The sequence below is a fragment of the uncultured Jannaschia sp. genome (genome assembly GCF_947503795.1).
Classification (GTDB): domain Bacteria; phylum Pseudomonadota; class Alphaproteobacteria; order Rhodobacterales; family Rhodobacteraceae; genus Jannaschia.
The window spans coordinates 1,578,460-1,598,973 of sequence record NZ_CANNEZ010000001.1 but is presented as its reverse complement, the minus strand read 5'-3'; the positions used below and the strand labels follow the sequence as shown (position 1 = coordinate 1,598,973).

General features: G+C 68.1%; 24 protein-coding genes. 7 read left to right on the top strand and 17 right to left on the bottom strand.

Annotation, left to right across the window (positions count from 1 at the left end; all coding sequences use genetic code 11):
- Nucleotides 1-454: 454 nt before the first annotated feature.
- The 13 genes from Q0833_RS08420 to Q0833_RS08360 all read right to left on the bottom strand — a co-directional run bounded on the left by Q0833_RS08420 (nt 455) and on the right by Q0833_RS08360 (nt 11,359).
- On the bottom strand, nt 455-2,164 hold the full coding sequence (locus tag Q0833_RS08420; protein WP_298432490.1) for a SulP family inorganic anion transporter: 1,710 nt from the start codon (nt 2,162-2,164) through the stop codon (nt 455-457).
- Between the two features lie 4 nt (nt 2,165-2,168).
- On the bottom strand, nt 2,169-3,842 hold the full coding sequence (locus Q0833_RS08415) for a bifunctional protein tyrosine phosphatase family protein/NAD(P)/FAD-dependent oxidoreductase (RefSeq protein ID WP_298432487.1): 1,674 nt from the start codon (nt 3,840-3,842) through the stop codon (nt 2,169-2,171).
- Nucleotides 3,843-3,853: 11 nt separating this feature from the next.
- On the bottom strand, nt 3,854-4,738 hold the full coding sequence (locus Q0833_RS08410; protein WP_298432484.1) for an MBL fold metallo-hydrolase: 885 nt from the start codon (nt 4,736-4,738) through the stop codon (nt 3,854-3,856).
- Between the two features lie 9 nt (nt 4,739-4,747).
- Nucleotides 4,748-5,182 carry a DUF6691 family protein gene (locus tag Q0833_RS08405; protein WP_298432481.1) on the bottom strand — a complete coding sequence of 145 codons (435 nt, stop codon included), beginning with the start codon at nt 5,180-5,182 and terminating at the stop codon, nt 4,748-4,750.
- Between the two features lie 3 nt (nt 5,183-5,185).
- Nucleotides 5,186-5,596 carry a YeeE/YedE family protein gene (locus tag Q0833_RS08400; RefSeq protein WP_298432478.1) on the bottom strand — a complete coding sequence of 137 codons (411 nt, stop codon included), beginning with the start codon at nt 5,594-5,596 and terminating at the stop codon, nt 5,186-5,188.
- Nucleotides 5,597-5,619: 23 nt separating this feature from the next.
- The gene (locus tag Q0833_RS08395; protein ID WP_298432475.1) at nt 5,620-5,799 is read right to left on the bottom strand and encodes a hypothetical protein; all 180 of its coding nucleotides are present in this window, start codon (nt 5,797-5,799) and stop codon (nt 5,620-5,622) included.
- Between the two features lie 86 nt (nt 5,800-5,885).
- A complete protein-coding gene (locus Q0833_RS08390; RefSeq protein WP_298432471.1) occupies nt 5,886-6,560 on the bottom strand; it encodes a Crp/Fnr family transcriptional regulator in 675 nt (224 codons plus the stop codon).
- Nucleotides 6,557-7,168 (bottom strand): ABC-type transport auxiliary lipoprotein family protein, encoded by a 612-nt coding sequence (locus tag Q0833_RS08385; RefSeq protein ID WP_298432468.1) that lies wholly within the window; start codon nt 7,166-7,168, stop codon nt 6,557-6,559. Before Q0833_RS08385 ends, Q0833_RS08390 begins: the two co-directional genes overlap by 4 nt.
- Nucleotides 7,169-7,172: 4 nt before the next feature.
- Entirely contained in the window at nt 7,173-8,687 is a 1,515-nt protein-coding gene (locus tag Q0833_RS08380) for an MlaD family protein (RefSeq protein ID WP_298432465.1), read from the bottom strand.
- A complete protein-coding gene (locus Q0833_RS08375; protein WP_298432462.1) occupies nt 8,687-9,454 on the bottom strand; it encodes an ABC transporter ATP-binding protein in 768 nt (255 codons plus the stop codon). Before Q0833_RS08375 ends, Q0833_RS08380 begins: the two co-directional genes overlap by 1 nt.
- On the bottom strand, nt 9,451-10,530 hold the full coding sequence (locus tag Q0833_RS08370) for an ABC transporter permease (RefSeq protein ID WP_298432459.1): 1,080 nt from the start codon (nt 10,528-10,530) through the stop codon (nt 9,451-9,453). The genes Q0833_RS08375 and Q0833_RS08370 overlap by 4 nt, the downstream gene beginning before the upstream one ends.
- A 260-nt stretch (nt 10,531-10,790) precedes the next feature.
- A complete protein-coding gene (locus tag Q0833_RS08365) occupies nt 10,791-11,003 on the bottom strand; it encodes a DUF2892 domain-containing protein (protein WP_298432457.1) in 213 nt (70 codons plus the stop codon).
- A complete protein-coding gene (locus tag Q0833_RS08360) occupies nt 10,994-11,359 on the bottom strand; it encodes a hypothetical protein (RefSeq protein ID WP_298432453.1) in 366 nt (121 codons plus the stop codon). The genes Q0833_RS08365 and Q0833_RS08360 overlap by 10 nt, the downstream gene beginning before the upstream one ends.
- A gap of 294 nt (nt 11,360-11,653) precedes the next feature.
- Between Q0833_RS08360 and Q0833_RS08355 the strand changes: the two genes are divergently transcribed.
- On the top strand, nt 11,654-13,192 hold the full coding sequence (locus Q0833_RS08355) for an ATP-binding protein (protein ID WP_298432450.1): 1,539 nt from the start codon (nt 11,654-11,656) through the stop codon (nt 13,190-13,192).
- Here Q0833_RS08355 and Q0833_RS08350 read toward each other — a convergent pair.
- Entirely contained in the window at nt 13,189-13,905 is a 717-nt protein-coding gene (locus Q0833_RS08350; protein WP_298432447.1) for a response regulator, read from the bottom strand. The genes Q0833_RS08355 and Q0833_RS08350 overlap by 4 nt on opposite strands.
- A 189-nt stretch (nt 13,906-14,094) precedes the next feature.
- On the opposite strand from Q0833_RS08350, the gene Q0833_RS08345 reads away from it, so the two are divergent.
- Nucleotides 14,095-14,745, top strand: a complete 651-nt coding sequence (locus tag Q0833_RS08345) for a helix-turn-helix domain-containing protein (RefSeq protein ID WP_298432443.1) — start codon at nt 14,095-14,097, stop codon at nt 14,743-14,745.
- Nucleotides 14,746-14,757: 12 nt separating this feature from the next.
- Here Q0833_RS08345 and Q0833_RS08340 read toward each other — a convergent pair whose 3' ends face one another.
- Nucleotides 14,758-15,207: a DUF2267 domain-containing protein gene (locus Q0833_RS08340; RefSeq protein ID WP_298432438.1), complete on the bottom strand. Its 450-nt coding sequence runs from the start codon at nt 15,205-15,207 to the stop codon at nt 14,758-14,760.
- A gap of 146 nt (nt 15,208-15,353) precedes the next feature.
- On the opposite strand from Q0833_RS08340, the gene Q0833_RS08335 reads away from it, so the two are divergent.
- Both Q0833_RS08335 and Q0833_RS08330 read left to right on the top strand, forming a co-directional pair.
- The gene (locus tag Q0833_RS08335) at nt 15,354-15,815 is read left to right on the top strand and encodes an Hsp20/alpha crystallin family protein (protein ID WP_298432435.1); all 462 of its coding nucleotides are present in this window, start codon (nt 15,354-15,356) and stop codon (nt 15,813-15,815) included.
- Nucleotides 15,812-16,687 (top strand): DUF6544 family protein, encoded by an 876-nt coding sequence (locus tag Q0833_RS08330; protein WP_298432432.1) that lies wholly within the window; start codon nt 15,812-15,814, stop codon nt 16,685-16,687. Before Q0833_RS08335 ends, Q0833_RS08330 begins: the two co-directional genes overlap by 4 nt.
- On the opposite strand, the gene Q0833_RS08325 is transcribed toward Q0833_RS08330, so the two are convergent.
- Nucleotides 16,633-17,475 (bottom strand): hypothetical protein, encoded by an 843-nt coding sequence (locus Q0833_RS08325; RefSeq protein WP_298435119.1) that lies wholly within the window; start codon nt 17,473-17,475, stop codon nt 16,633-16,635. The two genes, Q0833_RS08330 and Q0833_RS08325, sit on opposite strands and share 55 nt — an antisense overlap.
- Between Q0833_RS08325 and Q0833_RS08320 the strand changes: the two genes are divergently transcribed.
- On the top strand, nt 17,365-18,084 hold the full coding sequence (locus tag Q0833_RS08320) for an endonuclease/exonuclease/phosphatase family protein (RefSeq protein ID WP_298432429.1): 720 nt from the start codon (nt 17,365-17,367) through the stop codon (nt 18,082-18,084). The two genes, Q0833_RS08325 and Q0833_RS08320, sit on opposite strands and share 111 nt — an antisense overlap.
- On the opposite strand, the gene Q0833_RS08315 is transcribed toward Q0833_RS08320, so the two are convergent.
- On the bottom strand, nt 18,009-18,845 hold the full coding sequence (locus Q0833_RS08315; RefSeq protein ID WP_298432426.1) for a universal stress protein: 837 nt from the start codon (nt 18,843-18,845) through the stop codon (nt 18,009-18,011). The genes Q0833_RS08320 and Q0833_RS08315 overlap by 76 nt on opposite strands.
- Nucleotides 18,846-18,975: 130 nt before the next feature.
- On the opposite strand from Q0833_RS08315, the gene Q0833_RS08310 reads away from it, so the two are divergent.
- Nucleotides 18,976-20,157, top strand: a complete 1,182-nt coding sequence (locus Q0833_RS08310; protein WP_298432423.1) for a polymer-forming cytoskeletal protein — start codon at nt 18,976-18,978, stop codon at nt 20,155-20,157.
- Nucleotides 20,154-20,510: a DUF3775 domain-containing protein gene (locus tag Q0833_RS08305; protein WP_298432420.1), complete on the top strand. Its 357-nt coding sequence runs from the start codon at nt 20,154-20,156 to the stop codon at nt 20,508-20,510. The genes Q0833_RS08310 and Q0833_RS08305 overlap by 4 nt, the downstream gene beginning before the upstream one ends.
- The last annotated feature ends 4 nt before the right edge of the window (nt 20,511-20,514 follow it).

The following is a 20,514-nucleotide window of genomic DNA, read 5'->3' as shown; positions in this document are numbered from 1 at the left end:
ACGCGCGGTCCTGAACGGGTGGCGCGGATTCGAAGCGACAAGGCACCAGACAACGCGGTCATTTCGATCGTTTGAGCCTATCGCCGGCCCCGAAGGCAGGCAATGTCGGCCCCGAACGGCCCCGTGCCATCGGCGGAGTCGCGGCACGCGAAGGGTCCAGCCCTCGCGGATCTGACCGGACCGTGGCTGCGCCGGTCGTGGCCTAGACGTCTGGAAAAAAAGGCGCTCCGGCCCGTCCCGACCCCCGCGCCGACAGGTTGGGCCGCCCCGGATCCGCTACGGCGGTTCTTCGCTTGGCAGGCAGGGTGTGCCGTTATGTCGGCTTGGCCAACGGTTTACGAGAGCCTCTCGATTCGCGTCGGTGGCGGGCGCAAGTTTGGTCGATCCGATGCCCGGCCGATCCCGGATCGTCAGCCCCGTCTATTGCACCGGGACATTCTTGTTCTGCGACCGATCAGCCCGTCGCCAGTTCCGATGCCGCATCGTGCTGCGACAGGAAGATGCGTCCCGACAGATGCGACAGGAAATCGCCGCGGCGCAGACGGTCCATGACCGGGCCTTTCACTTCGGAGAGATGCAGCGCCACCCCCATCTCGTCCAATCGAGCGTTGATCGCTTCGAGGGATTCCAGAGCGCTGAGGTCGATCTCGTTGATCGCCGCGCATTGCAGGACGACATGCCGGATCGTCGGGTCGTCGGCGATGCGGGCCTGGATATGGTCCTCGAGGTAGCGCGCATTCGCGAACCAGAGGCTTTCATCCACGCGCAAGCTCACGATCCGTGGGTCGGTCAGGACCTCATGGCGGAGGATGTTGCGGAAGTGCTCGGTGCCCGGGACGCGCCCGACTTCGGCGATATGGGGTCGCGCGGCGCGGTGGAGGTGCAGCAGGATCGAGAGGGCGACACCCGCCGATACGCCCACTTCCACACCCAGCAGAAGGGTGAGCGTGACGGTCGTGGCGACGGCGGCGAAATCGGCCTTTGCATAGATCCAGGCACGGCGAAGGAGATCCAGATCCACGAGGCTGAGGACGGCGACGATGATCGTCGCCGCGAGCGTCGCCTTCGGCAGGTAATGGATGAGCGGCGTCAGCGTCACCGCCGCGAGCGCCAGTCCGGCCGCGGTGAGGGCCCCGGCGGCGGGGGTGCGGGCGCCGGCGTCGAAATTGACGACCGACCGCGAAAAGCCACCCGTCACCGGAAAGCCCCCGGTCAGCGACGCGCCGATATTGGCCGCCCCGAGACCGATCAGTTCCTGGTCCGGGTCGATGCGCTGGCGGCGCTTGGCGGCGAGCGTCTGGGCGACCGAGATCGACTCGACGAACCCGATGATTGAGATGAGCGCGGCGGGCAGGGCAAGCTGCCGGACGAGGTCGAGCGAAAGGTCGGGCCGGGTGAGGGGTGGCAGGGCGCGGGGCACCTCTCCGACGACGGCCACGCCCATCGCCTGCAGGTCGAACTGCCAGACGACCCAAGTGGTGGCGGCGATGGCGGCGACGGGCCCGATCTTGGCGAGGGTGCCGGCGGCCCCGGAGGTCAGGCCGAGCCGGCGCAGCAGCGGCGCGAGACCCGAGCGGACCCAGAACAGGAACGCCGTCGTCCCGAGCCCGAGCGCGAACGTGGCGGCGTTCGTGTCACGGACATTCTCGGCCAGCGAGCCGAGCAGCACCGGGAGCGTGTGGCCATGGGCCTCGATGCCCATCACATGCCGCAACTGGCTGGCCGCGATCAGGAGCCCGCTCGCCGTGATGAAGCCCGAGATGACCGGGTGCGACAGGTAGTTGGCGATCGCACCCAGCCGGAGCAGGCCGAAGGCCAGCAGCATCACGCCCGAGAGCCCGGCCAACGTCAGCGCGGCCGTCGCGTAACCTGCGGTCCCTTGCGCCACCACATCGCCCAGCGCGGCCGCCGTCATAAGCGATACGACCGCGACGGGGCCGACGGCCAAGGCGCGGGATGTGCCGAACATGGCGTAGAGCAGGATCGGCACGATCGAGGCGTAGAGGCCTGCCTCGGGCGGCAGACCGGCCAGCAGCGCGTAGGCCAGCGATTGGGGGATCAGCATGATCGTGACGATCACGGCTGCGAGCGCGTCTCCGCCCAGATCGCGACGATCGTAACGCCGACCCCAGTCGAGGACCGGAAGGTATCGCGCAAAGCCCATGTGATCAGTCGACCGTGACAGGCTCGGGCCGCACGAGCCATTCGCGCCCCTTCAGCATGCCGCGCCAGTAGACCGGCGGAAGGATCTTCTCCTTCAGGAGCCACGCCGCACGGCTGGGCCGGGTGCCGTCGATCAGAGCCTCGGGGAAACTGGGCAGGAGAGTGCCGCCATATCCGAACTCGGCCAGCACGATCTTCCCTCGCTCCACGGTCAGAGGGCAGGAACCGTAGCCGTTGTACCGCGCCACCGGACCACGACCGCGCATGGCGGCGTCGATATTGGCGGCGACGATCGGCGCCTGCATCCGTGCGGCGGCGGCGGTCTTGGCGTTGGGGGCATTCATCACGTCGCCAAGGGACCAGATGTTGTCCCAACTCCGGTGCCTGAGGCTCGCCTGATCGACATCGACCCATCCGGCCGCATCGGCAAGGGGCGAGACGCGGATGAAATCGGGCGCGGCCTGGGGCGGGCATACGTGAAGCATATCGAACGCCATCTTGACGCGCCTCGTCTCGGCAACGGGGGGTGTCACGTCGAAGGTGGCGATCCGGTTCGGTCCGTCGACGGCGACGAGGTTGTGGTGGAAATCCAGCGCCACACCGTAGCGTTCGACATATTCCATCAAGGCGGGCACGTAATCCGCGATCCCGAAGAGAACGCCGCCGGCATTGGCGAAGTGGATTTCGATGTCCCCCAGAACCCCACGCCGGCGCCAGGCATCGGCCGAGAGGTACATCGCCTTTTGCGGCGCGCCCGCGCATTTGATCGGCATGGGCGGCTGCGTGAAGATCGCGCGGCCCGATTTGAGGCCCTGCACAAGGTCCCACGTGTAAGGGGCCAGGTCGTAGCGATAGTTCGAGGTGACGCCGTTCCGCCCGAGCGTCTCGACCAGACCGTCCACGGCATGCCAGTCGAGCTTGAGGCCGGGGCAGACGATGAGATGCTTGTAGCGCAGGACCCGGCAGCCATCGAGAATGACGGCATCCGCCTCCGGCTCGAAGGCGGCCACGGCCGCCTTGATCCAGTGCACGCCCTTGGGAATGATGGAGCCCATCGTTCGAACGGTCTCGGCCGCTTCGAAGATGCCGCCGCCGACCATCGTCCAACCGGGCTGGTAGTAATGCGTGTCGGCCGGGTCGATGATGGCGACGTCGAGATCGGGCTGGCGTTTCCGAAGGCTGGCGGCCACCGCGATGCCCGCAGCCCCGCCACCGACGATCGCGATGTCGAACCGCGCATCGGACCGGTCGGTCGGGGTCTGCCCGCCATTCGCGATCCGGCGCACCACGCCCCCCATGTCGTATCCGGCCGCCTTCGTGATCGCGAGGATGTCGGGCAGCTTGAGTACACCCGCCCGGCTGAGCGACCAGAGCGTGGTCGACCGGGTGCCCGTGCGGCAATATGCGAGCACCGGTCCCGGAAGCTCCGTCAGGGCGGCTTCGAACGCCACCACGTCGGCATCTTCGACCCGACCGGCGACGATCGGCACGTGCCGCGCCTCGAGCCCCTCCGCACGCGCGGCGGCGGCGATCTCCTCGAAGGTCGGCTGGTCCGCGGCCTCGCCATCGGGCCGATTGCAGATGACGGCACGGTAGCCCATCGCGGCAAGGGTCTTCAGATCGCCGGGGTCGATCTGCGGTCCGACAGATAGTCGGGGCGTGAGTGTGCGAATATCCATGATCCCGCCCCTCAGATCCCGTTGACCGGCACCTTCAGCACCGGATTGCCCTCTGCGTCGGTGGGCACTTCGCCCGCCCGCATGTTCACCTGCAGGGACGGCAGGATGAGCTTCGGAACGGCAAGCGTCGCGTCGCGCTCCTCCCGCATCTTGACGAAGGCGGCGCGGGTCGTGCCGCCGCCGACATGGATGTTATGCGCCTTTTCCTCCGCGACCGTGGTCTCCCAAGCGATGTCGCGCCCATTCGGTCCATAGTCGTGGCACATGAAGAGGCGCATCGCGTCCGGCAGGGCCAGCACCTTCTGGATGCTGTCATAGAGCACGCCCGCATCACCGCCCGGAAAGTCGGCACGGGCGGAGCCGCCGTCGGGCATGAAGAGCGTATCGCCCACAAAGGCGGCGTCACCGATCACATGGGTCATGCAGGCGGGCGTATGGCCCGGCGTGTGGATCGCGAATGCGGTCATGCTGCCGATTTCATAGATGTCACCGTCGGAGAACAGGGCGTCGAATTGCGAGCCGTCGCGCTGGAACTCGGTGCCCTCGTTGAACACCTTTCCGAACGTGTCCTGAACGGTGACGATCTCAGCGCCGATGCCGATCTTCCCGCCCAGTTTCTCCTGGATGTAGGGCGCGGCCGACAGGTGGTCGGCATGGACATGGGTCTCAATGATCCAGTCCAGCGTCAGGCCGCGGCGGCGCACCTCCTCGATCAGCTTGTCGGCGTGGTCGTAGGTGATGCGCCCGGCGGCGTAGTCGATGTCCATCACGCTATCGATGATGGCGCAGTGGTCGCTGGCCGGGTCCTGAATAATGTAGCTGATCGTGTTGGTGGCCTCGTCGAAGAAGCCGTCGACCTTGGGGCGGGTCGTCATGTCGATGGGATAGGTCATCATATCCTCTCCTCAGGTATGGGGTGTGGGTGTTCGGGTCAGGCGGTCCAGATTACGGGCGATCCAGATGCCCGCGATGACGGCGGCGACGAAGATGAACACGTCCGTCGTCCCGGTGCCGAGCGCTGGCAGCGCGCCGCCGGGACAGAAGCCCGCGATGCCCCATCCGACGCCGAAGAGGGCTGCGCCGCCGATCAGGCGCGGGTCGAGATCCGAGCGGGTCGGGATCAGGAACCGCGTGTCCAGAAGCGGTCCGTCCGCGCGTAGAACCCATCTGTAGCCGACGAAGGTCACCAACAGCGCGCCGCCCATGACGAAGGCAAGGCTGGGGTCCCAGCTTCCGGCGATATCGAAGAAGTTGAGCACCTTCGCGGGGTTCGCCATCCCCGAAATCGAGATGCCGACCCCGAAGACGAGGCCTACGATATAGCTTGCGATCAGGCGCATCGTTCAGCCTCCCATCACGTGGCGGATCACGAAGACCGTGGCCGCGGTGGTCGCCATGAAGGTGAGCGTTGCCGCGACGGATCGCGGCGACAGCCGCGCCATTCCGCAGACGCCGTGCCCCGAGGTGCAGCCGGACCCGTAGGTCGCGCCGATCCCTACGATCAGGCCGCCCACGACCAGCGTCGGCGCCGAGACCGGCACCTGGATGACGGGCATCGCGCCGGTCGCCAGAAGAACGATCGCGGGGCCTGTGACCATCCCCGCGAGGATCGCCGCGCGCCAGGCGAATTCACGTCCGTCGATCGGCGCCACGAGCCCCGACAGGATGCCGGTCGCACCCATGATCCGGCCCATGAGCCCCATGAGCATCACGGCTGAAAGCCCGATCAACGCGCCGCCCAGAAGCGATTGCATGGGGGTGAAGGCGGTCTCCATGCTCAAACCGTAGACAGCGCGAGCGGGGCCGCGTTGACGGCCATCAAGGCGAACGCCTCCTGAGCGAGCGCCACGGCCTGCGTGGCGGCGGCGCGGGGGACGGCGGGGTCCGCGGATATGGCGGCTTGGGCCAATCCGGGAAGGACCTGAAGGACCGTGTCGGGGATGAGTTGCAGGGCCATCGGGGAAACCTCTCGTCGTTTCCCGCATTCTGCGTCGTCATGCCTTGCGCGTCGGTGACTTTGTCACCGTAAGGCGCGGGGTTCGTTCACCCCTCGTCGGCCAGCCGGTGCAGCGCCGGGCGGTCGAGCAGGTGGATCGTACCGCGGCTCTGTCGCACCCAGCCGCGACGCTGGAACTCCGTAAGCTGCCGCGAGACGACTTCGCGCGCCGTGCCCAGTTCGACCGACAGCTTCTGATGCGTCGTGTCCAGCGTCTCGGCCCCCTCGGACAGCTCGATCAGCGTCGCGGCCAGGCGGACGTCCATGCGCTGAAAGGCGACCTCGTCGATTACGAGGAACAGGTCCGTGATGCGCTTGGAAAAGGCGGCGAAGACAAAGCTGCGGAAGGCGGGCGATGTCGCGACCAGTTCGTCGAACAGGGTCCGCGGGATGGCGGCGGCGCGAACGGGCGTCTCGGCAACGCCCTCGGCGGAGTAGTCGTCATAGGCGAGGAGGCAGGCGGTCGTGAGCACGCAACTTTCGCCCGCGTGGATCCGGTAGAGAACGATCTCGCGGCCGGTTTCGGAAACCTGCTGCACCCGCACGCTGCCATCGAGCAGGAACAGCATGTTCTCCGGCGACTTGCCAGGCCCGAACACGAGCGTGCCCTCGTCCAAGGTGACGACACGGCCCCGTGCCAGCAGGAGGTCCCGGATCGGCCGTTCGAGTTGCGCGAGACCCGGAAAGCGGGCGGTCCAGTCTTCGATCATGGCGCGGGTCATATCGCAGCCACCGTCCAGTCTGCCAGTGCTGGCAGGATGCCGTCGATGGCCCGTTGGAACGCCGGAATCAGATCGACAGGGGCCTCGGAAGGCGCCACGGCGGTGCCGCTGAACTCGCGCGACGCGATCAATCGCTGGTCCCGGTCCCGGATGAGTGTCGCCGAGAGGGCGATCCGCACCGCGATCTCGGCGATCCCGTCCGTCGGTTCGGCCTGGAATGCGTCGATCCGAAGGATCAACGCCACATCGGGCACGGGACCGCCCTCGGCCGCTCCGATATGGCCCACTCGCCCCGTCGCGGCGACGGACCGTATGACGAGCGATTGGACCAGCGCGGGCACCGGCTCGGTCCAATGCGCATCGGGCAGGTAGGCGACCGACAGGGGGTCCGGCTTGACGAGGATGCGGTCGGTGTCGATGGCGGCGGGCGCGTCGGGCAGCACCACGGCGAGCGTCAGCGCGCGCCGGGCCCCACTCCGGCCCGGAACTGGCGTCAGTTCAAAGGTCGGACGCGGGCGTGATGCGGCATCCAGCGCACCGAGGGTCGCGCAACCGGGCAGGGTCGCGACCAGACCGGCCATGAATGCGCGGCGGGGCAGGGCAGTCATGTCGTCACCTCCGGTACTCGGGCACCTGTCCACCCTGGATGAAGCGCGCGGGATCGCGCGAAAGTCGTCGAACCTCGTCCGAAATGGTCCGGACAAGCGCGCGTCCATCGCGCGCCAATTGTCCGTACTCGGGCAAGGTCGCCGTCCCGAAGGTTCGCAGCGCCGGGGCCAGCGTATCGACCGCGCCGCCGATGCTTCGCAACACCGCGTCAGCGCGCGCGGTAACCTCGGGGAGATCGCGGGCGATGGCGGTGGCCGCTCCGCGCAGATCGGCCATGGCCGGCCCGATATCGGTCTCGATCACGATGCTGGCGGCGGTGAAGGCACCGTCGGCGGAGGCGAGCGCTGCGTCGAGGGCGTCGAGGCTCGGCTCGGCGCGCGCGATCAGCGACGTCGCCTCCGACAGTGCTGCGCGGGCCTCGCTGGCAAGCGGGTCGAGTTGCGCCGTCGCGGCGGCAACGTCCCCGGAGACGCGCTCGATCGCCGTCCGCGCATCGCCGGCGGCGGCACGCAGATCGGCGAGTGCCGCGGGAAGCTCCTCGCCCAGCGCGGGACCGGCCGTGTCGAGCGCCGTGCGCGCCGATGCCAGAAGCGCTGCGCCGTCCCCGGTGGCGAGTTCCCCGACCGCGTCCGACATGCGCCTGACGGACGAGACACCCGCCTCCGCTTCGGCCAGCACAAGCTCGAGGCGGTCTCCGCTGTCTCGCCAGACGCGGAGCGTGGCGGGGAGATCCTCGGCCAGTAGCGTCTCTGCGCCGTCCATGACATCGCGCGCATCGGCGACCGCCGGCGTCAGCGCGTCGAACCCTTCGGTCGCGGCGATGAGCGCGGTGTCCGCGCGCGCCAACGTGCCGCGCACATCGCCCTCCAGCGCCGCGATGGTGTCCCCGAGGCCCGCGATCTGCGTTGCCGCCGCACCCAATCCTTCCGTCAGGCCCGCCATGCCGTCGAGCGTCGCGTCGAGTTTCTCCGAAGCCCCGTCGAGATTGGCGACGATGCGCGCCACGCCTGCCTGCGTTTCCGGCCCTGTCATGGCCCTGAGATCACCGACGAGGGAGGCCGCTTCCTCGACCAGGCCCGGTACGTCGGCCATCAGGGATTGGAGGCCCGCGCGCCGCGACGGGATGAGTGGTGGCCCCTCGCTTCCGGGCGCGAGCAGGGGCGCCTCCGTCGTCCCGCCGATCAGCGCGATGTAGGACACGCCGGTGACCCCTGCGGTCGTGAGTTGCGCAACCGTATCCGTGCGGATGGGTGTGGCGGCGTCGACCTCGACCTCGACATAGATCAGCGAGGGATCGGGGCCGTGCAGGCCGAGCGACGCGACCCGGCCGACCGGCAATCCGTTGAACACCACCTCGCCCGCCGCCGAGAGCCCCGAGACATCACGAAACAGGATGCCGTAGCGCGCGACGTCGCGGTCGATCCGGACTGCCCCGAGCCAGAGGAACGCGGCGAGGACCGCGCCGATCCCGGCAAGGGTGAAGAGACCGATGAGCAGGAAGTTCGCCTTGATTTCCATCAGGTGGCTCCAAGCGCGGCACGGCCGCGCGGGCCGCCGAAGTAGTCGCGCATCCAAGGGTTTTCATGCGTCCGGAGCTCCTCCAGCGGCGCCACCGCAAGGACGCGACGGTCGGCGAGGACCGCAACGCGATCGCAGATGGCGTGCAACGTATCGAGATCGTGGGTCACCAGGAACACCGTCAGGCCGAGCGCGTCCCTGAGTTGTGCGATCAGCGTGTCGAGCGCCGCCGCACCGATCGGGTCGAGCCCGGCCGTCGGCTCGTCGAGAAAGACGATCTCAGGGTCGAGCGCGATGGCCCGCGCAAAGCCCGCGCGCTTGCGCATGCCGCCCGACAGGGCCGACGGGGGCTTCGACATCGCGTCTTCGGGCAGGCCGACCATGCGAACCTTGATCCCGGCGAGCGTCTCCCGGATGTCGTCCGGCAGGTCGAGCTGTTCGCGCATGGGGGCCTCGACATTCTCGCGCACCGACAGGGCGGAGAAGAGCGCGCCGCCCTGGAACATCACGCCCCATCGTCGCCGCAAGGCGCGGACCGTGTCGGGGTCCGTGTCCGTGACCGATTGGCCCAGAACCTCGATCTGCCCCTCGGCCGGCGTCAGCAATCCGATGATCTGACGCAAGAGAACGGATTTTCCGGTGCCCGACCCGCCGACGACCCCGAGGATCTCTCCGGGCCGGACGTCGAGATCGAGCCCCTCGTGTACGACGTGATCGCCGAAGCGGGTCGTCAGACCGCGAACGCGGATGATCGGGTCTGTCATCATATGCCCATCACCGCGAAGAAGACCGAAAAGACGGCATCGGCGACGATCACCAGAAATATCGCTGCGACGACCGAGGCGGAGGTTAGTCGCCCCAGGCTTTCCGCATCGCCGCCGACATCGAGCCCGTTGCGGCAGCCGACGACGCCGATGATGAGCGCGAAGACCGGTGCCTTGATCAGCCCGACGGCAAGGTGCCACGGACCGATCCCGCCGGCGACCCGCGCCGCGAAGGCCCCGGGCGGGATGCCGAGGTCGAACCAGGCCATGATCGCACCCCCGGCCAGTCCCGCGGCATCGGCCAGGATTGCAAGGATCGGAAGGGTAAGGACAAGCGCCAGGATGCGCGGCGCCACAAGGATCGTCATGGGGTCGAGGCCCAGCGCGCGCAGCGCGTCGATCTCCTCGCGCATCTTCATCGAACCGATGGACGCTGTAAACGCTGACGCGGATCGACCTGCCACGATGATGGCGGTCAGCAGGATCCCGAGCTCGCGGAGAACCGAGATCGCGATGAGGTCCACCACGAAGATTTCCGCACCGAAACGTTGCAGCTGCGACGCGCCCTGAAACGCGATGACGATTCCGATGAGGAACGCCATCAACGTGACGATCGGCACCGCGTCGAGCCCCGCGGCCTGCATGTGATGGGTGAGCGATGTCGTCCGCAAACGCGCCGGGCGACGCAGGAGACGCAGAACCTCGACCACGAATGCCCCGAGAAACGCCGTCAGCTCGGCCAGATCGCGCAGATGGGTCCAGACCGATCGCCCGATCCCGACCAGGACGGTCCGCATGTCGCGGCGCGCCGGCGGGTCCTTGGGTGGAGGGAGGTTCCGGCGCACCGTTTCGATCAATGCGGCATGGTGCGGCGCGGCGCCCTCGAGAGGGACGCCCAGAGTTTCAGCGAGGTCGAGGAGACGCCAGGCCCCCGCCGTGTCGAGGCGCGTCAGGTTAGACAGCGTGATGCGGTCGGTTTGCATGTCGGCGGGCAGCGAAATCGCATCAATGTTCGTGATCGACAGGCCGCCCGCGATGCGGAGCGTGTTGCCGCTCCAATCGAGGCGCAGCGGCGTCATTCGGACTGCCCCGGCGCGCATGGGCTATGCGGCTCGCGGAACGTGGTCGGAGGGCGACGCGGGGGCGGGACAGCGCGACGACGCCCGATCTTTGTTTGCCACATGATATTGGGAGCGACGGTAGCTTTCGCCAGACCACCGAGCAGCGATCCGCGCGCGCCCGCGGCACCGCACGTCCCGTTGAGGGGCGCGCGCGGATTGCCCGCTGTTCCGTCTTCCATATGTCGCTCCACGCTTGACGGGGCCCCGTCGATGATCCGTCAGGCCTTGCAGGTGTTAATTCCGGCGAGGCTATAGAGGGGGCACATGCGGACGAGGGCCGTGACGACGAGGACGCTTCCGATGATGATGGAGGCATAGCTCCAGACGCCACTCGACCAGATCGCTGGCAGGTTCAGAAGCGGCGCGAGGATCAGGGCGAAGCCCAGCACGATCCTGATGATCCGGTCCGCTTGTCCGACATTCACTTGCATGACGTGGTCTCCTTCGTGCGCATGGTCGCCGCATCGACGACCCGCGCGCCCATCGCGGAGAACCGGACCGCTTCGGTCATGTAGTCTTCCATGGTCTTGCGCATGAACGCCGTCGCCACCTGTTGTGCTTCGAGGGGCGAGCTGCACCCGAAGATCGCGTGCTGCGTCTCGGCATCCCGGCCAAGACGCTCGCCCATGAAGCGCGCCCATTCGCCGTTCATCTGCGTGAGCCCTTCGATCCAGGCCGCCGTCGCATGCGTCGCGACGAACCATGGCGCCATCGCCATGGCCAGTCCTTCCGGCACCGCGGGGGCCGTCACCTGTGGAGCTTTGTCCGACGTTGAAGCGCGTGGCATCGTGATCCTCCCGATTGCGGCCTTCGTTCCATCGCGACCGTCGCGTATCGGCCGCCTGCGCGCATTGACGCCGGTCAAGTCGCCCGGATCGCGCCCGTGTCAGTTCAGGCGTTGAGAAGAAGGATCGTTCGCCATGCCAGGACGCGACCGCAGTGTCACACGGGGCCGCCGACACGTGAGCGCGCTCCGGCGCGCCGCGGCCCCGGCGCGGTCAGACGCGCGATGCGTCCGGCCACCCGTCTCTCCGTCAACGCGGTTTGGTCGTCCCGCATATTTGCTGCTAGCCGTCGGCGCATGGAACACACCGTGAGGACCGACGTCGATGACGGCGCGCTGCTGAATGCGCTTCTCGATACGTCCATGGACGCGATCGTGGTTGCGGATGCGTCCGGGCGCATCATTCGGGTGAACGGCGCGGCCTCGCGGCTGTTCCGGCAACGCGCGGACCGAATGGTCGGTCGCGACGTCGCCATGCTGATGCCCGACGATGTCGCGTCGCGGCATGGCGGCTACATGAGCCATCACCTCGAGACGGGCGAGTCGCGCATCATCGATATCGGACGCGAGGTGACCGGCCTTCGCGGCGACGGCACGACCTTCCCGCTGCACCTGTCGATCGGTCGGACCGACGCGCCGACGGGGCCGATCTTCGTGGCGATCATGCACGATCAGACGGCCCGCCGCGCCGCGGAGGAGGCCGCGACGCGGTCCCAGCGGATGGACGCGATCGGTCAGATGACGGGCGGCGTCGCCCATGACTTCAACAACCTGCTGACGGTGATCGTCGGCAATCTGGAGCTGCTCGAAAGCAAGATATCCGACGCCGGGGGGCGGGACATGCTGGCCGATGCCCTGTCGGCCGCAGAAGCGGGCGCCGACCTGACATCGCGGCTGCTTCTCTTTGCGCGCAAGGGCGAGTTGAAGCCGGTCGAGATCCATCTCGCCGACGCGGTGGAGGAGACGATGCGCCTGTTGCGCCGAACGCTGAGCGCGCAGCTCCGGGTCGAGATGAACGCCGACCCGGCCGCGTGGCCCGTCCACGCGGATCCCGTTCAGCTCCAGACCGCGATCATCAACTTGGCGCTCAACGCCCAGGACGCGATGCCCAAGGGCGGCCGTCTGAGGCTCGACGTGGCGAATGTCATGATTGAGGACGATTTCGCGGTGCACGATTTCGACATTGCACCCGGTCGGTATGTTCGGCTGTCGGTGACCGATACCGGCTGCGGCATGACGCGCGAACAGCAGCGGCGGGCGCTGGAGCCGTTCTACACGACGAAGGCTCCGGGCAAGGGCACGGGGCTTGGGCTGTCGATGGTTTATGGTTTCGTGCGGCAGTCCGGCGGCTCGGTGATGATCTACAGCGAGGTGGACCGGGGAACGACCGTCGCGCTCTATTTCCCGAAGGCGGATGGCTCTGGGATCACGACCGCCGACGAGTCCGTGCCGGTGAGCACGGTCGGAGACGGGCGCGTCGTGCTGGTGGTCGAGGACGACCCCGCCGTCAGGCGCTTGTCGGAGGGCCGTGTGGCCGCACTCGGCTTCGAGGTGATCGGCGCGAGCGACGCGCAGGAGGCCTTGGACGTCCTCGATGCGCGATCGGATATCGCCATCGTGTTCAGCGACCTCGTGATGCCGGGTCCCATGACCGGCGAAGGGCTCGCGGCCAAGCTTGCGGCGGAGCGGCCCGAGATCGGCGTCCTTCTGACATCCGGCTTCTCGGGCGGCATGGCCAATCTGGAAGGGATCGCCGGGCATCCCCGTCTGCTGCGAAAACCCTATCGGCAGGCCGATCTCGCCGCGGCCTTCGCCGAACTTATGGCGACGCGCTAGGCGCTGGTCCGGGGGCGTTGGGACAACATGTATCCGACGCCACGGACGGTACGGATCAGGTCCGGATGCGCCGGGTCGCGCTCGATCTTGCGGCGCAGGCGGGCCACCTGATTGTCGATCGTCCGGTCGAGCGGGGACCATTCCGCCCCATTCGTCAGGTCCATCAGGCGATCGCGTGACAGCACCCGCATAGGGTGCGCCACAAAGGCCCGCATGAGTTTAATGTCGGCGGTCGTCATCTCGCATGACCGCCCGTCGCGGCAGAGAACTTCCATTCGGTCGAGATCCAGGCGAAGTCCGTCGAGGTCGAGCATTTCGTTATCCGCGGGCGGCGTCGGAGCGCTCGAAGCGGATCGCCGCAGGACGGACCTGACGCGTGCGAGAAGCTCTCGGACATGGAACGGCTTGGCGATGTAGTCATCGGCGCCCAGCTCCAGTCCGACGACGCGGTCGATGACCTCACCCTTTCCGGTGACCATCACGATGGGGATATTGCCCGCACTCCGGATGTCGCGCGCGAGGTCGAGGCCGTCCTCGCCGCCGAGATCGAGATCCAGCGTCACCAGGCTGGGCCGTGCCGCGGCGAGCGAGGCCCGCGCGGACGCGATATCACCAGCTTCCGCGACGTTGAAGCCATCGGCCTCGAGCGTCCGGGCGATCAGCCGGCGCACCTTCTCGTCATCATCGACAATGAGTATCGTCTTGCGCGTCATCGCGGCCCCCGACGGTTCGTCCTCTTATATGGATACGAACCGGGGTGGAGGAAGGCGCGCGCACGTCCTTGGCGTCCGTCTGCCGGTTGGGGCGGACGACGTCTCGTTACAATCCGATACGTTCGCGACCGCAATCGAGCGACGTACGCGGCGCAGGCTCCCCCGATCCACTGCCAGAGGGGGCACGTCATGACTGCGATGCACGCGATCCGGCCACATGGGACGCTCCGCGCCGGGCGTCCGACGGCCCTGCGAACACTCGACGCCGGCGAGACGCTCTTTCGCGAGGCCGATGCGATGACCCATCTTTTCGAGCTGCGCTCGGGGGTCCTGCGGCTGACGCGGTTCCTCGAGACGGGGCGCCGTCAGGTCGTCGCCTTCGCCTATCCCGGTGACATCGTGGGGTTTCCCGCGGGCAGGCTGCATCACAGCGATTGCGAGGCGCTGACGCCGGCCACCGTGGCGGCGCATCGCCGGGCCGCGCTCGATGGGCCCGGCGCCGATCCCGGTCTGCACGACGAACTTCGCGAGGCCGCGTTGGCCGAGATCGTGGCCCTGCAGGATCACCTCATGCTCCTGGCGCGGATCGGCGCGCGCGGAAAACTGGCCTCGTTCCTCCTGCATTTGATGGAGAATCAGGGCACGCTTCGGGACGGCTACATGACCATCGATCTGCCGATGCCGCGCGCGGATATCGCCGATTACCTCTGCACGACCGTCGAGACGGTCAGCCGCGCGCTGACCCAGCTCCGCCGATCGGGCGCGATCCGCCTCGACGGCATCCAGCGGGTGGTGCTGCTGGATCGAGACCGTCTTGCGCAGATTGCCGGGTCGGATTGAATCCGTCGCCGCTCAATCGTCCGTCCACACGAGGTCGGGGGGCCAGAACCCCCGGATTGCGCGGGGCAGGGCATGGCGCACCTGCCGTAGCTCCCCTTCGGAGACGCGGTTCGCCAGCGTCGCGAAGACGGCGGCGATATCCGCCTCGCCGCGGTAGCCTTGGACATCGCCCAGTTTCGCCTCGATGGCGTTCCGAAAGGTTGCGGCATCGCGATCCTTGATTGGCGTGCGCGCGGGCGTCCACCCCTCGAAGAACATGCCCCGGATGAGCAGCGGCATCTGGGCGGAGAGCTGCGCGACCTCCGCATGCGGAATGCGGTCGCGAATGGCGGTCAGGACCGTTCGCATCAGGCGCAGCGCGTCGCGGCTGCTGGACCAGTCCAGCCGGTCCCGCAACTCGTCGATCCACTCGTGGGTGAGCTGGATGGTGTGATCGAGGACCTCGAGCCGTTGCGCACACATGGCGGTTTCCTTTCCGTCCCTACATGCCGTCGATCCTGTCCGCCCGAGGCCGTACCCGCCTTGACGGGCATCAATGTGCAGCGGCCTCGGCCATTGGATGATCGCGTCGCCGACAGCGGCATGTTCCAGACCCGAGGAGATTCGAGATGCCCAAGACCCTTGAACACCGGCCAGCACTCCAGTTCAGCAGCTGGCCCTTCCTCCCTTCGCTGCAATCGGAAGTCGCCGATCTGATGGATCGCTTCGACGGGCTGCGCGCCGAGATCGGTCCTCGCCTCGTCCCCGCGATCGACATGTCCGAGACCGATGAAGCCGTCGAGATCGTGGCCGAGGTCCCCGGACTGACAGCCGACCAGATCGATGCGTCCATCGTGCAGGATCGCCTCGTGCTGAAGGGTGGGCGCGAGGAGGAGAAGGAGGAGTCCGGGAAGGACTGGCACACAATCGAGCGTCGGTCGGGCGCGTTCCGGCGCGTGATCCCGCTGGGCTTCGTGCCCGCGCCGGACGGCATGACGGCAAAACTTTCGAACGGTGTGTTGCGCCTCCGGATCGCGAAACCGTCGGAGGTCAAGGAGACCGCGCACAAGATCGCCATCGACGCGGCGTGACCGACGCGGTCGAACCCCGCGCGGGTATCGGGCTTCGCCGCCCCATGGTGGCCGCCGCCCTGCTGGCGGCCGCCGGAGTCGGTGCCATGGTCGTCTGGCGCGGTGCCGATGGTGCGGCGGACCGGGCCGAGATGGCGCGACTGACGGCGTTGCAGCCATCGGACCCGCCCGTCTTCGAGCCCGCCATGGTGGCTGACCTGCCCGAGCCCGCGCGCCGGTTCTTCGAATACGCCATACTCCCCGGTACGCCGCTCCGACCCGTCGCACAGATCGAAATGGCGGGTCGCTTCTCGCTGGGCGGCTTCGACGGCGCGACGGATTACACGATGGTGGCGACGCAGGTGCTCGCCGCGCCGGGCGGGTTCCTCTGGGCGATGAAAGCGCGCCACGGACATGTGACCCTGTCCGGATCGGACAGCGGCGCCTGGACCCGGTTCTGGCTGGGCGGGCTGCTGCCCGTGGCCCGCAGGGGTGGCGACGCGGATCATCGCCGCTCGGCCTTCGGACGCTATGTCGCCGAGGCCGTGTTCTGGACGCCCGCAGCTGTCCTTCCTGGCCCGGGCGTCGCGTGGGACGCGGTGGATGCCGACGTTGCGCGTGTGACGATGACCCATGGCGATCAATCTCAGGCCGTGGACGTCACGATCGACGCGACGGGCCGCCCGATCCGCGTCTCCTTCGAGCGCTGGTCGGATGCCAATGTCGACGGCACCTACCGCCTGCAGCCCTTCGGCGGCCGTCTATCGGATCACCGGGAGGTCGACGGCTTCCGGGTCCCGATGCGGGTCGAGGCGGGAAACGGGTTCGGGACGCCGGATTACTTTCCGTTCTTCGATGTATCGGTGACGTCGATCCACTGGCCCGACCGGTGAGGCCGCCCTCGGAAGTGACGCCGGTTGATCCGCACGAACTGCCCCATGAGCGCGGTGGCCATCCCGAGCTTTCGTCCCGTCAAATAGAGCGCCCCGGTGAGCGCGCCGATAAGAGACCCGACAAGGTCGGCGACGAGGTCGCCCATCGTGTCGCGCAGACCGGACTTCTGCATCGAGAGGCCGAAGGTCCGGTCCATGCCGAACTCGAAGAGCTCCCACAGGACGCCGAGCGTCACCGCAATGCAGGCCGCGATCGCGGTCAGGGCCCAGACCGGCGCGGCGAACCGATCGCCTTCGAAAAGCATGAGCACGAAAAGAAAGCCCGCCATGCCCAATCCGACCGCGGCCGCCCCATGCAGGGCGATGTCCCACCACCAGACCCGCTCGTACATGTCGAACGCCTCTCCCAGCAGGAGCGAGGCTGCGAGAAACCCGGCAAGCGCCAGCACGAAGGGCAGGGGCAGGATGATGCGGAATCGGCGAGCGAGAAGGACCGGCGCGATCGAGAGCAGCAGCGACAGCATGGCGACGGCGCTGAGCGTCGGCTGGCCCAGGGCGGCGGCGGCCAGCGCCAGCCCGGCGAACACGGTCCAGACCCCCGCGATGACGCGGCGGCGCAGTCGCGGCCTGAGGGCGCCGGGCTGGTCCGGCTGGCCAGTTACAACATCCGAAAGGCCGTGGGCCTCGACTGGCGACGCGATCCCGGCCGCATCCTTCGCGTCGCTGACGACACGCGGGCCGACATCCTCGCCGTGCAGGAGGCCGACAAGCGGCTCGGCCTGCGGCACTCCGCGTTGCCCGCCAAACTCCTCGACACCTCGCGGTGGCGACCCGTCCCCGTCGGGCCCGGCGCCAATCTCGGGTGGCATGGAAACGCCATTCTCCTGGGGCCCGACGCCCGATTGCTCTGGTCCGAGGGGATCGACCTGCCCGGCTTCGAGCCGCGCGGCGCGCTTCTGGCCGGTGTGGAACTGCGCGGCAGACGGATGGTCCTCGCCGCCGTGCATCTAGGCCTCCTCCGCCGTCATCGCCGCGCCCAACTGGCCCATCTGGCCGATCGGCTGCGCGGGTATCGCGAACCGGTCGTTCTGGCGGGCGATTTCAACGAGTGGTCGGACGCCCGCGGGCTCGAGGCGCTGCACCCCCGGTTCGACATCCACGCGCCGGGCCGCAGCTTCCACGCCGCGCGGCCCGTCGCCGGGCTGGACCGTATCGCCGTGCCGCGTGGAACGCCGGTGCATGGCGGCGGCGTGGTGGAGACGCCCGACGCGCGCCGCGCCTCCGACCATCTGCCCATCTGGGCGGACGTCGCGCTGCCACCTCATGACGAGAAGAGGACGGGGACATTCGTGTCGCGGATCAGATCGCCCGTCGTGTCGCCGAGGAAGAACGCATAGGTCCGAGAATGGCCATAGGCGCCCGCGGCGATGACATCCGCGCCCACTTCGCGTGCCTCGTCCAGAAGCACCTTTGCGATACTGCGGTCATGGGGCACCCGATGCGTCATCGTCACATCGAAGCCGTGGCGGGCGAGCGCGGCGCTGAGTTCGGTCATGGCGAAGTCGCGCATCTCGTCGCGTTCGTTGCCGACATGCACGACGTGGATGGCCGCGCCATCCTCCAGCAGGGGGATGAGGTCGAATGCCGCCCGGGCGGATTCGCGGGTTCCGGCATGGGCGAGGATCGCGCGTTGTCCGACGCCGTCGCCCAGACCTGTGTCGGGCACCAGAAGGACAGGTCGCCCGCCATCGCGGATCACCTGGTCCAGCGCGAACCGCTGATCGGGTCGATCATAGTCCCGGTCGGGCCGCGTCATGACCACGAGATCCGCGCTCCGGGCGCTTTCGATCATGCGATCCGCCGCGATGGCCGAGCCGGTATCAACGTTGCGCCATTCGCCCTTCACGCCGGCCCGGTCGACGGCCGCGCGAAACACCGCCTCGATCGCCTTCGACTGCTTGGCCTGCGCCGCGTTGAAGCCGTCGAAGGTCGGCCCGGAGATATGCATCGCAATCCCCGGATAGACGACGATCGCCTCGACCGTGTGCTGACCGACCAGGTGCGCGTCGAAGCGGGCGGCCAATGCCGTGGACGCCTCGGACAAGAGGTCCGCCGAGCTTTCGTTCAGGAGGCAGGTCAGGATGGTTCGGATCGTCATGGCGGCTTCCCCTTCGTTGCTGTCCCTCCGGCCTAGCGCCTCGGGGCTCGGCTGCCCTTGACGTCCATCAAGGCGCAGCGCCGTCGCGGGGCGCAGAAGTCCGGCAGTTCCCGTCATTCGGAGATTGCAGATGATCTTGCGTGCGTTCCTCCTCCTGACCTTTTGCGCGGCGGCCCTTCCGGCCGCGGCCGAACCCTATGAGACACGCGTCGGCGGCGACCGGCTGGTCGCGGGCGGCCGCCTCGACGACGCCTCGCCCTCGACGCGCGACCTGCTCGTATCGGGTGCGCAGGTCGTCACCCGCGGCGACGTCGGCGACGACCTCTTCGCCGCCGGGTTCTCCGTCGATGTCGAGGGCGCATCGGGCGGTGACGTCACCGCGGCGGGCGCGCGGGTCCGCATCGACGGCGAGGTCGGCGGCGATGCCATGCTGTCGGGGTTCATCGTCACGCTCGATCGCGGCGCGGAGGTCGCGGGCAATGCGCGTCTCTTCGCGGGCACGGCCACGCTGCGCGGGACCGTTTCCGGTGCCGCCATCGTATCCGCGTCCGAAATCCGGATCGACGGCGTGGTTGCGGGCGATCTGCGCCTCGTGGGGGATGAGATCACGTTCGGGCCCGACGCCTCCGTGGCCGGGCAACTCACCATCAGCGCCCCGAGGGAGGTCGCGATCCCCGCGCATGTCGCTCCTGCCGCGCGCATAACCTACGAGTATCTTGAGCCCGGCGGCTGGCGCGAATTCGACGAGCTGGCTTGGGAGGGCATGCCGGAAGCGCCGTCCGCCGCGGCCATCGGCATCGGGTTCTTCGTGACGCTCGCCTTCCTGCTCGTCGTCGGCGGGACCTTCCTGGCGCTCGCGCCGAACGGCGTCGCGACGATGCGGCGGATGGCGCTGAACCGGCCGGGCATCACGGTTCTGGTCGGGGGGCTGGGCTTCTCGACGCTGATCGGGCTGGTGCCGGTCTCCGCGCTCAGCATCGTCGCCCTTCCGCTTTTGCCGATGGCGCTTCTGGCGGTGATCCTCGCGTGGATTCTTGGCTATCTCTTGGGCGCCTACGTCCTCGCAATGGGAATCGCGCGCGCCCTTGGGCTCGGGGATATGCCGTCGCTCTGGGTCAGGCTCGGCGTGCTTGCGGCGGCCATCGCCGTCGCGGCGCTCCTGAATTTCGTGCCGCTGCTCGGATGGGTCCTGAACGTCGCGCTGGTCTTCTTCGGGCTGGGCGCGATCACCGAGGGCCTGCTGCGCTGGGCCATGCCGGGCGTCGGTCCGGCCGAGAATGACGAGATGCTGCGATCGGAGGCAGACACATGAAAGAGATGACGATCCCACCCGCCGCGATGCGGACCCTGATCGAGCAGCTGCGCGCGCTCGTCTCCAGCACCGCCATGACCGAAGACGGCGATCTCGACCTGCGCCGGGCGGAGCTTCGCGCGGAGATCGAGGCGCTCGACCGTGACCAGCAGCATGAGCTTGTCGCGCTTCTCTGGCTGGGGCGCGGCGACTATGGGGAAGATAACTGGGCCGAGGCCGTCGCCCTGGCCGAGGAGCGGCATGTCGGCCCGACCTTCGACTACCTGATGGCGCATCCGCTTGCGGGCGACGAGATCGCCGCGGGGCTGGAGGAGATCGGCCACGATCACGTTCTGCTCGACGGTTCGTACTAGGGAA